An 11,909-nucleotide genomic window follows, 5' to 3' on the forward strand; every position below is an offset into this window, starting at 1 on the left:
CGTTCACCTTTTCTATTTAAATTAACAAAATTAGTTGGCTAGTCTTTTGACAATTTTCGCTGTACGTTTTGCAGCCTCAATAATATCTTCATCTGTCAGTCCCAACCCAAAACTAAATCGGATGGAATTCCTTAATTCATCTGCATTTTTTCCGAACATCGCTACTAGGACGTGGGAAGGATCGATAGAACCCGCAGTACATGCTGAGCCACTTGAAGCAAAGACTTTCGACATATCAAGATTGACTAAGAACGACTCAACATCTATTTCTTTAAAGCTTATATTTAAAACATGCTGCAAAGTATGTTCTGTATTTCCATTTACTTCAAATTGGATATTTTCATCCTTTAATTCTTTTATAAACAACTCACGGAAGTTTTTAAACTTATCCTTTTTCAGTTCAATTTCCTGTTGGGCAATTTCAACAGCTTTAGCAAAGCCTAGCGTTCCCGGTACATTTTCAGTTCCTGCACGTCGTTTTTTCTCTTGGGAACCACCAAAAAAAGTAGGGATAAGAGAGGTTCCAGTCCGTTGATATAAAAACCCAATTCCTTTAGGACCGTTTAACTTATGACTTGATACGCTTAATAGATCTACATTTAACTGATCTACATTCAGTCTTTCAATACCATAGGCTTGCACAGCATCTGTATGCAATATAGCTTGATGGTCTTTTAAAATTTCACCGATTTCCGCTATTGGTTGAACAGTTCCAACTTCGTTATTACCATACATGATTGTTACTAGTATAGTATCTTCACGTAAAGCATTTTTAAAAGTATCAATAGAAATTCGACCACTTCGATCAACAGGTAAGTAAGTAACTTCGAAGCCCTCTTTTTCTAATTTTTCACAAGCATGCATAACTGCATGGTGTTCGACTTGTGTTGTGATAATATGTTTTCCTTTATCTCTTAAAGCATAAGCAGATCCGAAAATTGCCATATTATCTGCTTCTGTACCACCACTTGTGATGATGATTTCATTATCTTTTGCACCAATGGATTTTGCTAGGACTTGTCTTGCATCATCTAAAACCTTTCGTGACGTTCGACCGACTGTATGGATACTTGATGGATTACCAAATACTTCAGACATTGCCTTAGTCATCACATTGATTACTTCTGGATGCACTGGTGAAGTCGCTGCATGGTCTAGATAAATTGCATTCATTGTTGATCAAAAACTCCTTTAATTGAGACTCAATTAGATATAAAACATATAGCCGTCATATTCAGTATCATCTTTGTAGTTTGCTAAATCTAGTAGAGAAGTTGTATCTAGTACATTTTTTACAGCGTCACGAATACGAATCCAAAGCTCTCGTTGTGGAGATTCTTCCTCATCTATACCTTCGACAGGTTGTATAGGTCCTTCTAGAACTTTAATAACATCTGCTGCCGAAATTTTCTCTGGTGGTAGTGCTAGTAAGTATCCCCCATATGCACCACGAACACTTTTAACTAATCCAGCAATACGAAGAGGAGAAACTAGTTGCTCTAAATATGCTTCGGATAATCCTTTTTCCTCTGCAATTTGTCGAAGGGGTACTGGCCCTTCTCCAAAATGTTTAGCAAGTTCAATCATAATTGTTAGGCCATATCTACCTTTTGTAGAAATTTTCATTATAAGCACCTCTATTTTACTTGTCCAAATATCTGCTCAATTATACCATAACACCTTTTATTCCACTTGGAAAAGGTCTAATTTGGGTTAATATGATATTATGATAAATTAATAATGATAAAGAATAAAGTTCGGGGGATTGTCAAATTGCAAAACGAACCGTTAGCATTCCGTATGCGACCTCGCAATTTAAATGAGGTCGTTGGTCAACAACATATTATAGGAAAATCAACAGCATTATATAAAATGATTGAAAATGGCCATGTCCCTTCTATGCTATTATATGGAGATCCTGGAATCGGGAAAACATCGATTGCCTTTGCTATTGCCGGCAGCTCAAAACTTCCTTTCTTCTCTTTAAACGCGACTCATGCAGGGAAAAAAGATGTAGAACAAATTGTTGATGAAGCAAGACTTGCAGGAAAAGTAATATTATTTCTAGATGAAATACACCGGTTCAACAAATTACAGCAAGATACACTACTTCCCCATGTTGAGAATGGATCCATCGTATTAATCGGTGCTACAACTGAAAATCCTTTTCATGATGTAAACCCAGCGATTCGTTCCCGTTGTGGAGAGATATTACAATTAAAACGACTTTCTATTGAAGATATTGTACACCTATTAAAGATTACTTTAAACGATGAGGATCGAGGTCTAGGTAAAATAAAATTTGAGATTTCAGAGGAGCAACTCGAAAAAATCGCACTAAGTTCAAATGGTGATGCACGAAAAGCACTTACTCTATTAGAATCAGTATATTTTGCTTCTGATGAGGTGGACGGTAAAACAATTGTAGAAGATCACATTATTGACCACTTAGCAAAGCGAATTGGTGTTTACGGCGATAAAGTAGGTACCCATTTTTATAATTTGTTGTCCGCTTTACAAAAGTCTGTTCGTGGCAGTGATACAAATGCTGCACTTTACTATTTAGCACATCTACTAGAAACTGGAGATTTAGTTGCTGTTTGTAGAAGATTGCTCGTCATGGCGTACGAAGATGTTGGCTTAGCAAATCCTGCAGTCGGTGCACATGTATATGCAGCAACAGAATCTGCTAAAAGACTTGGATTACCAGAAGCTAGAATCCCTTTAGCTAATGCAGTCATTGAAATGTGTTTATCCGAGAAGTCAAATTCAGCTTATTCAGCTCTGGATATGGCGATAAAAGCAATCAACGAAGGCAAAACTGGTGATATTCCCCTTCATTTGCGTGATAGTCATTATGCAGGAGCCAAAGTATTAGGACATGTTGGATACAAATATCCCCATGATACACCTATTGGAACATTTGGTGGTTGGGTTGACCAACAATATTTACCAGATAATCTTGTTGGCATGGAGTTCTACAAACCTGTCATCGCTGGGGAGGAAAAAAAACTTGCTGCCATTTACGACCGTCTTAAAACATTTAAAAAAGATAAATAATATAAGAAAGCTCACATTCATTTAACATTATAAATGAATGTGAGCTTTTAATTTATTCTTGGTGTTGGTGTAGATAAGCTAATTTCGTAGTGTAATCAAATAGAACTGATAAACTATCTTCTAACTTACAGTCTTTCTCTACAATCGAATGTTTAAATTTCCCCTTTTCACCATCAAGGAATCGTATTTCCTCAAAACTTTCACAAATCTCATCTAACAATTCATGCTCATTATTAACATTTACATTAGATAAGCAGTTTGCTGCAACTATATAACCTTCAATAATGTTTTCAACATCATCATCAGTTTGTAGATCTGTTACATGCCTTTCAGCTAATGTTTTGAAATAGATTAATCTCCCCACAACATCCAAGAATAGTGACCAGTAAACATTTGCTTTAGGTATGCCATTATTATTGACATACTTATCATAAAATTGGATAGTTTGCTGAAATAAATTATTTAATCCTTTATAAGCTTTGCCCCAATTTTGTGTTGTATCGATATAATCGAAGACAATCTGATCAGCTTTCTCTTGGAGCTGTGTTACATTTAATAGATTATTTTTTATTTCAAGTTGTGTGAACATAGTTCCCCCCCTTTTCCCAACAATAATAATAATATAACAATAAATGGTCATTCATTTTTCAGAAAATAAAAACTGACGAAAAAATCGCCATATAATTGGCGGATTTATTCATTTTTAACAATATTCTAAACTTTTTAACGCGCTTTCTAATCCATCAAAAGAAGTTTTACTCGTATAACATTATTTTTGAAATATATTCATATCTTTTAAATAAACGTGACAAATTTGTGAAATTATTGTATAACTTAAGAAAAAGTAGAATCGTAGATACTTCTTTGGGGGTAAATAGATGAATATTAGCATTATTAAGCGAAAAGATTTAGTAGAGAAGAATACAATTATTATGTTAATTTATGGACTCGCTGCAGGATTAGGTGGTACAGCACAATTTATTTTAGGAAGACCTATTGGAATCGCACTATCTCTTTTCATTCCATTAATAATTACCCTTATTTTATATCTAATTCAAAGAAAAGTAGAGTTTATGCAACGGGTTTTTCCATATCTAGTTCTGCTATCGATGATTGCAATGATTTACTTTACAATTGCATCTTTCAAAGTAACGTTAGCAACTATTGTAATGAGCTTTTTCGCATTGATTATTGGAAGTATTCATAATCAATATTCTGTTTTTATATTTGCATATGTCTGTTCATTGATAGAACTGATATTCAATTTCACATTGGATACTGGAGGTTATGCTGTAGATCCAGCGAATGTATTTGTTGTACATGCACTAATGGCATTAGCTGTTATTTTACAAGTTCGTCAAAACAAAAAAATGCAAGCTAATATCGAAAATTTGATGCTTGATGAAAATTTAAAAGCAAAACAAGAGGAACAATTACATTTAAGTTTAAATAATGCTGTGAGAAGTATTACGTCTAAATTAGAAATGATTACCGAAAGTATGAATAGTGCTACAACGGCTCAAAGTGAAATGCTCAACTCTGTCCAAGAAGTGAGTGCTGGTTCACACAGACAATCTGAACATGTTATTGAAATCGTTAAAAATACAGAACTAACCTCTTCAGAGATTTCAAATATGATTAAACAATTGCAAGACATCTTAAATGATGCAGGTAATGCAAGTGAAAATGCTGTTGTTGGTGCTAAAACAATGAGCACATTAAAAAGTGAAATAGATTCATTCACACAATTTTTCGAGGAATTAAACAAAACATTTACGGTTCTTTCTAGTAAAATTCAAGAGACTAACCAGTTCGCACAAGATATTAAAAAAGTTACAGACCAAACAAACTTACTTGCCTTAAATGCGTCCATTGAAGCAGCACGAGCAGGAGAATACGGTAAAGGATTCGCAGTAGTCGCAGATGAAATCCGCAAACTTGCCGGAAATACTGATGAAATGCTACTGAAAATAAATGAAAATTTAAAGCAAGTGAACACTTATAATGTTGATGCTCAATCGAAATTAAAAATTGGACTTGAACATATTACTATTCAAGCAAACACAGCTCAAATTTCGAATAAAACGTTTCAACAAATGTTTGAGCTAATGGATGTTCTTAAAAACAAATTAAAACAATTTACAGATGGAGCAAATTCCATAGAGAAAAATAGTATCTCGATTCAACAAAGTACAGCTGAATTTGCAGCAATTATAGAAGAAAGTTCTTCCACAATTGATCAACTAAGCAGTATATTATCAAAAGTAAATGAAGAACAAATTAAAATTAAACATCATATTGACGAGACTTATCAGGATGCTTTAAGTATAAGAAAATAAATAAGAGGTTGACCAAAGGAAAAAATCGTTTCCCTTAGTCAACCTCATTTTATTTATCCTTTACACGAGTAATTTTAACATCTTTTAGCATATCATTGATTACCCAGCTTGCAGCAAACAGACCTACAACAGAAGGTACGAAAGCGTTTGAAGATGGGGGCATTTTAGCCTTACGAATTTGTGCATTTGGATTCCCAACTTCTTCTACAACATCAGGACGAGCGACAACTGGAGATTCGTCAGAAAATACGACCATTAGTCCTTTTCGTATACCTTCTTTCTTTAGCTTATGACGAATCACTTTCGCTAGAGGATCAGTATGTGTTTTAGAGATATCTGCAATTTGGAATCTTGTTGGATCCATCTTGTTTGCAGCACCCATGCTAGAAATGATTGGGATATTTCTTTTAATACATTCGATTGCTAAGTGAACTTTATACATAACTGTGTCTGAAGCATCAATAACATAATCGATACCTAGCTCGAAAAACTTTTCATAAGTTTCTTCTGTATAGAACATATGCATATCGATCACTTCACATTCAGGGTTTATATCAGCGATACGTTCTTTCATAATCGCTGATTTTGACTTACCAATCGTTGATAAATATGCAACAAGTTGACGATTTACGTTTGTAATGTCTACATTATCTTTATCCACTAAAATAATACGGCCAACTCCACTACGAGCACAAGCCTCAGCAGCGAAAGAACCAACGCCACCTACTCCTAATATAGCAACCGTTTTATTTTTAATTTTTTCTAATCCTTCTTTTCCAATTGCTAATTCATTACGGGAAAATTGGTGTAACATGTACTATGCCTCTCAATCTATATTAGTCTAGTCGGAATTATATCATAATTTATTATTAGTGGCGAGACTAGTTTAACAGATTGTAAATTGTAAATAAAATAAAAAAATCTCCCAATTACATATAGGGAGAAAAAAGCAAGGAGTTTAGGAATTAACAAATCCCGAATTGCCGCATTTGGCAAAAAATTTTGAACCCGTACTTACCTAGGTGGGTGCTTTCAACTACTAATTAAACGTCCCGTACAAAATGCGGGCTTGTTTGCCGAGTAGAAATTTAAGCTCCCGACATCGTGTTGTTCGGTCAAAAATGATGAACTGTATCCGCTAACAATTCAGGATTCGTGTTGGTTTTATATTAACACGAATAGTCTGAATTTTCAAACGATATTGCAAAAAAAATAATAAATTTTTTAGGTATTCATGATTTTATTAATACTTAATGGATTTTCCTGATTCACTTCATATAAATAAAAAACAGGGAAATGATTTGTCATTTCCCTGTTTATATTATTTAAGATCTATTTTTAATTTAAGTTCTTGTAATTGTGCTGGTGATACTTCACTTGGTGCATTCGTTAATAAGTCGCTAGCTGTAGCTGTTTTAGGGAATGCAATTGTATCACGTAAGTTTGTACGTCCAGCAAGTAGCATTACTAATCGGTCAAGACCAAATGCTAATCCGCCATGTGGAGGAACTCCATACTCAAATGCTTCAAGTAAGAAGCCAAATTGTTCTTGAGCTTCTTCTTGTGAGAAGCCAAGTACTTCAAACATTTTTTCTTGAAGTTCACGTTCATAAATACGAAGTGACCCCCCACCAAGTTCATAACCATTTAAAACGATGTCATATGCTTGTGCACGTACCGAAGCTGGATCTGTACTCATCTTTTCGATATCTTCATCAAACGGACGTGTAAATGGATGGTGAGCTGCAGAATAGCGACCAGCTTCTTCATCATATTCTAGTAATGGCCAGTCTGTAATCCATAGGAATGCAAATTTAGATTCATCAATTAAACCTAATTCTTTTCCTAATTTCATACGTAATGCACCTAGTGATGCAGCAACGACTGAGGATTTATCAGCAACAAATAATAATAGGTCACCTGGTTCAGCATTCAATACATTTTTCAAACTGTCTACAATTTCACCTTCGAAAAATTTTGCGATTGGTCCTGTGAAACCTTCCTCTGTTACTTTAATCCATGCTAGACCCTTCGCACCATAAATTGCTACGAATTCAGTTAATGCATCAATATCTTTACGAGTAAATTTATCGCTAGCACCTTTTACATTAATTGCTTTTACTTCCCCACCATTTTCTACTGTTTGAGCGAATACTTTAAATGATGAGTCTTTAACAATCTCTGATAATTGTGTTAACTCTAAGCCAAAACGAACATCTGGTTTGTCAGATCCAAAACGGTCCATCGCTTCAGTATATGTCATTCTTTGTAAAGGTAATTGTATTTCCACATCCATTACTTCTTTCATTACTGTTTGAAGTAATTGTTCGTTCATAGCGATTATTTCATCCATCGACATGAAAGAGGTTTCAATATCTACTTGTGTAAATTCAGGTTGACGATCTGCACGTAAGTCTTCATCACGGAAGCATCGAGCGATTTGGAAGTATCTTTCAAATCCTGATACCATTAACAATTGTTTAAATAATTGTGGAGACTGAGGTAAAGCATAAAATTCACCTTCATGAACACGGGATGGTACTAAATAATCACGTGCACCTTCTGGGGTAGATTTTGTTAAGATTGGTGTCTCAACTTCTAAGAATCCTTCATTTTGTAAGAAGTTACGGATAGAACGAGTAATATCCGAACGTAGTTTAAATGTGTTGTACATTACAGGACGACGTAAATCTAAATATCGATATTTTAAACGTGTTTCTTCCCCAATTTCTACTTTATCTTCAATTGCGAATGGAGGAGTTTTCGCTTCATTAATAATTGTTATATTAGACGCAACAATTTCAATTTTTCCTGTTTTAACATTAGGATTAATTTGACTTTCATCACGAAGAACTACTTCACCTTCAATTTCTACGACATATTCACTACGAATTTTTTCAGCAATTGCTAAAGCTTCAGGTGCAGAATCGCCAAATACAACTTGAACAATTCCAGTACGGTCGCGTACATCAACAAAAATCAAACCACCTAAATCGCGGCGACGTTGTACCCATCCTTTTATAATTGCTTTCTGCCCTACATGGTGTTCACTAACTTCACCACAAGCATTTGTTCTTTGTGCCATTATTTTTACCTCCATTGAACTTCCAACTAATTTATTTATGTTCTAATAAGAAATTTACTAAATCAACAAACTGGACTTTTTCCTGGTTTCCAGTTTGCATATGTTTAATGTTTACAGCTGCTTCTTCTAGTTCAGATTCACCTATAACAATTACATATTTTGCACCAAGACGGTCTGCCGATTTCATTTGTGCTTTCATTTTACGATCTACATAATCCATATCTGCAGAAATACCTTTTGCTCTGAACGAACTTAACAATTCTACAGATTTCAATTTTGCTTCATCGCCAATAGCAACGACATAAATATCTAATGAATCTTCAACCTCAAGTTCAATTCCTTCAGCCTCTAAGGCTAACAACAATCTCTCAATTGATAATGCAAATCCGATACCCGGAACATCTGGTCCACCAATATCTTGGACTAATCCATTGTATCTACCACCACCACAAAGAGTTGTGATTGCACCAAAACCACTTGCGGTACTCATAATTTCAAATGCCGTATGATTGTAATAATCAAGGCCACGTACCAAGTTCGGATCCACAACGTATTCAATACCTAGTACATCTAAATATTCTTTTACTTTATCAAAATAAGCAGAAGAAAATTCTGTTAAGTAGTCAGTTAGTTTAGGAGCTGACTCCATTAAAGGATGTTCATGATCTACTTTACAATCCAATATACGTAATGGATTTTTTTCTAAACGGTTTTGACAATCGGAACAAAACTCACCAATTGAAGGCTTAAAGTGATTAATAAGTGCTGAACGGTGTGCATCACGAGTCTCTTTATCACCTAAAGAGTTTATGTGTAATTGTAAATCCTTTAAGCCTACTGAATGATATACGTCCATTGCAAGTGAGATTACTTCAGCATCAATAGCAGGGTCTGCTGAACCTATAGCTTCCACGCCAAATTGAACAAATTGACGATATCTTCCTGCTTGTTGTCTTTCATATCGGAACATCGGACCAATATAGGATAATTTAACTGGTTGATCTGGTATACCAAACATTTTATGTTCCACATAAGAACGTACTGCAGATGCAGTTCCTTCAGGTCTTAATGTTAAAGAACGACCTCCACGATCTTCGAAAGTATACATTTCCTTTTGTACGATATCTGTTGTATCACCAACACCACGTTGGAACAATTCAGTTTGTTCAAACATTGGTGTTCGTATTTCTTTATAGCGGTATACACGTGATAAATCACGAAGAATTGATTCAACTTTTTGCCATTTTGGAGTTTGTTCTGGCAAAATATCTTGTGTTCCACGAGGTACTTTAAACGACATAAGTATTCTCCTTTCATCTTTCTTTCATTTTGTGTAAATCGTATTTGCATTGTTTTGTGCAAAATAAAAAGCTTTCGCCCATTGCAATTTTTGCAAGGGACGAAAGCTATTAAGTTCCGCGGTTCCACCCTAGTTGATGTACGTATAGTACACCCTCTCGTGTTCGGATAACGGCCGATTCCGTTTCCCCCTACTAATTTTAATAACTTTCGAAGGAACGCCTCTCAAGTGTTGTTCACTCATACTTACTGTAGGAAAGATTTCAGCCTAAGTCTTTCCCTCTCTTTTCAGCATTGGTAACAGCTACTTTCTTGGTCAATGGCTATTATGGTTATATTTACATTACAAATTATCATACGTGTTGTCATCCAACATTGTCAACTATTTTTTATTAAACCTTTATTTCATTTACATTGTAGTTTTCCTTGTAAGTTTGTTAATATAACTAAAGTCATCAATTTAGGAAAAATATATGGATTTATTCATTTATTTCCTTATACAATATAAATTATACATTTAATAGACACCATCCCACTTATATATTGTTTTAAAGAAGGAAGAGGTGGATTTAGTTTGAAAAAACTATATAGTATCCTTGTCATTGTTATTCTACTATTAGCCATATATTTATTCACACAAAATACAAATTTAGCAACTAGTTCAGAACAAAGTAAACAAGTTGTCATTTTAAATAACGATATCAATTTACGAAAAGGACCAGGTCTAAGTTACCCTATTGCTGTTTCTGTAAACGAAGGACAAGCCTTTTCAATGATAGAACAAAAAGGTGATTGGATTTATGTTGCTAAAGATGAAGAAACAGTAGGTTGGGTACCTGCATGGCATACGTCTAGCAATGAACAAAATCAATTATCATCAAATATAAAAGTAGCTATTTCAACTGTTAATGGACTAAACGTTAGGGCTGAACCTAAGACATCTTCTGCAGTGCTCACTCAGTTATCACTTGGTAACGAAACAGTAGTTGTAAAAGAGGAAAAAAATTGGGTAAAAATAGAAGATAACTTAGGCACATCAGGGTGGGTTTCTAAAGATTATATTAATATTAAAGAAAAATCTGCAGATGTGTTAACAGAGATGAAAAGTCCTAGTGAAGTAGAATCATTTATCACCATCAAAGTGGAATCAGTTAACGTTCGTGATGAGCCAGATGCATCATCTGCTATCGTTGGTACTGTAAACAAAGAGGAAACTTTTAAAATATTAGATCAGAAAAATAATTGGTATAAAATCGAATATTCAGAAGAACAAGAAGCATGGGTTTATCGTTTTTATGGGATAGTTGATTCGATTGCTCCTTCAAGTAATGAATCAAAGTCAATAACAATTATCTATGGGGGCACTAATTTAAGAGAATCACCTTCCACAAATTCACCTGTTGTTAAACGTGCAAGTTTAGGAGAATCCTATGAAATTCTTTCTACAGAGGGAGATTGGTACGAAATAGCAATTAGCTCTAATGAGTCTGCTTATGTAGCCCAATGGGTTGTTTCATCTGATATAAAACAACAAAGCATTTCAAAAGACAAACCCGTAGTGAATCGTAAAAAAGGAACTTTAAATGGGGTTACAATCGTATTGGATCCAGGTCATGGAGGTAACGACCAAGGAACCGCGGGATATAGAGGTTCTATCGAAAAAGATATAACACTTATGACTGCACAATTATTACAAGAAAAATTGAAAAATGCTGGCGCGACTGTGTATTTAACGAGAGAATCCGATATGTATGTGGATTTAAGGAAAAGGGTTTCAGTCGCTCATACATACGCTGCCGATGCGTTTATTAGTATTCATTACGATGCTACTGATGATTCAACTATTTCCGGATTTACAACGTACTATTACCACGATTATCAACAAAAGCTCGCACAATTTGTAAATGATAGTCTAGCTAAAAAAGTAACTCTTAGAGATCGAGGTGCTCAAATAGGCGATTATTTAGTATTACGTGAAAATTATCAGAATGCTATTTTAATAGAACTAGGGTATTTAAGTAATCCAACTGAAGAAAGAGTTATTACTACTGATTTTTACAGGGAACAAGCAACCCTAGGGATTTATGAGGGAATTATTAATTACTTCGATGCTCAATTACAGTAAG

At 34.6% G+C, this 11,909-nt stretch carries 9 protein-coding genes, 1 other RNA gene and 1 other annotated feature; of the genes, 3 read left to right on the forward strand and 7 right to left on the reverse strand.

What is annotated here, in order from left to right:
• Positions 1 to 30: 30 nt before the first annotated feature.
• Complete coding sequence (locus CRO45_RS04125; RefSeq protein WP_097148369.1) at positions 31 to 1,173, reverse strand: cysteine desulfurase family protein; 1,143 nt, start codon at positions 1,171 to 1,173, stop codon at positions 31 to 33.
• A gap of 33 nt (positions 1,174 to 1,206) precedes the next feature.
• The gene (cymR, locus tag CRO45_RS04130) at positions 1,207 to 1,626 is read right to left on the reverse strand and encodes a cysteine metabolism transcriptional regulator CymR (RefSeq protein ID WP_097148370.1); all 420 of its coding nucleotides are present in this window, start codon (positions 1,624 to 1,626) and stop codon (positions 1,207 to 1,209) included.
• Positions 1,627 to 1,773: 147 nt separating this feature from the next.
• Here cymR and CRO45_RS04135 point away from each other — a divergent pair, with 147 nt between their 5' ends.
• Positions 1,774 to 3,060 carry a replication-associated recombination protein A gene (locus tag CRO45_RS04135; protein WP_097148371.1) on the forward strand — a complete coding sequence of 429 codons (1,287 nt, stop codon included), beginning with the start codon at positions 1,774 to 1,776 and terminating at the stop codon, positions 3,058 to 3,060.
• Positions 3,061 to 3,112: 52 nt separating this feature from the next.
• Here CRO45_RS04135 and CRO45_RS04140 read toward each other — a convergent pair whose 3' ends face one another.
• A complete protein-coding gene (locus CRO45_RS04140; protein WP_097148372.1) occupies positions 3,113 to 3,649 on the reverse strand; it encodes a hypothetical protein in 537 nt (178 codons plus the stop codon).
• A gap of 289 nt (positions 3,650 to 3,938) precedes the next feature.
• On the opposite strand from CRO45_RS04140, the gene CRO45_RS04145 reads away from it, so the two are divergent.
• A complete protein-coding gene (locus CRO45_RS04145; RefSeq protein WP_097148373.1) occupies positions 3,939 to 5,399 on the forward strand; it encodes a methyl-accepting chemotaxis protein in 1,461 nt (486 codons plus the stop codon).
• A 49-nt stretch (positions 5,400 to 5,448) separates the two neighbouring features.
• Here the strand turns inward: CRO45_RS04145 and CRO45_RS04150 are convergent, their stop codons facing one another.
• From CRO45_RS04150 to hisS, 4 genes are all read right to left on the reverse strand, one after another.
• The gene (locus tag CRO45_RS04150; protein WP_097148374.1) at positions 5,449 to 6,213 is read right to left on the reverse strand and encodes a tRNA threonylcarbamoyladenosine dehydratase; all 765 of its coding nucleotides are present in this window, start codon (positions 6,211 to 6,213) and stop codon (positions 5,449 to 5,451) included.
• Positions 6,214 to 6,367: 154 nt separating this feature from the next.
• A non-coding RNA gene (gene ssrS / locus CRO45_RS04155) (6S RNA) lies at positions 6,368 to 6,555 on the reverse strand.
• A gap of 165 nt (positions 6,556 to 6,720) precedes the next feature.
• On the reverse strand, positions 6,721 to 8,484 hold the full coding sequence (gene aspS, locus CRO45_RS04160) for an aspartate--tRNA ligase (RefSeq protein ID WP_097148375.1): 1,764 nt from the start codon (positions 8,482 to 8,484) through the stop codon (positions 6,721 to 6,723).
• Positions 8,485 to 8,515: 31 nt separating this feature from the next.
• A complete protein-coding gene (hisS, locus tag CRO45_RS04165) occupies positions 8,516 to 9,784 on the reverse strand; it encodes a histidine--tRNA ligase (protein WP_097148376.1) in 1,269 nt (422 codons plus the stop codon).
• 92 nt (positions 9,785 to 9,876) lie between these two features.
• Positions 9,877 to 10,112, reverse strand: a binding site (T-box leader).
• A gap of 245 nt (positions 10,113 to 10,357) precedes the next feature.
• Between hisS and CRO45_RS04170 the strand changes: the two genes are divergently transcribed.
• Positions 10,358 to 11,908 (forward strand): N-acetylmuramoyl-L-alanine amidase, encoded by a 1,551-nt coding sequence (locus tag CRO45_RS04170; protein ID WP_097148377.1) that lies wholly within the window; start codon positions 10,358 to 10,360, stop codon positions 11,906 to 11,908.
• Position 11,909 lies beyond the last annotated feature (1 nt).

This window comes from Ureibacillus acetophenoni (assembly GCF_900220965.1).
GTDB classification, from domain to species: Bacteria; Bacillota; Bacilli; order Bacillales_A; family Planococcaceae; genus Ureibacillus; species Ureibacillus acetophenoni.

Bases quoted from the DNA above. Each gene is read 5' to 3' on its own strand.
- CRO45_RS04150 (WP_097148374.1), bottom strand. From the start codon at position 6,213: ATGTTACACCAATTTTCCCGTAATGAATTAGCAATTGGAAAAGAAGGA.
- CRO45_RS04140 (WP_097148372.1), bottom strand. From the start codon at position 3,649: ATGTTCACACAACTTGAAATAAAAAATAATCTATTAAATGTAACACAG.
- cymR (WP_097148370.1), bottom strand. From the start codon at position 1,626: ATGAAAATTTCTACAAAAGGTAGATATGGCCTAACAATTATGATTGAA.
- aspS (WP_097148375.1), bottom strand. From the start codon at position 8,484: ATGGCACAAAGAACAAATGCTTGTGGTGAAGTTAGTGAACACCATGTA.
- CRO45_RS04125 (WP_097148369.1), bottom strand. From the start codon at position 1,173: ATGAATGCAATTTATCTAGACCATGCAGCGACTTCACCAGTGCATCCA.
- CRO45_RS04145 (WP_097148373.1), top strand. From the start codon at position 3,939: ATGAATATTAGCATTATTAAGCGAAAAGATTTAGTAGAGAAGAATACA.
- hisS (WP_097148376.1), bottom strand. From the start codon at position 9,784: ATGTCGTTTAAAGTACCTCGTGGAACACAAGATATTTTGCCAGAACAA.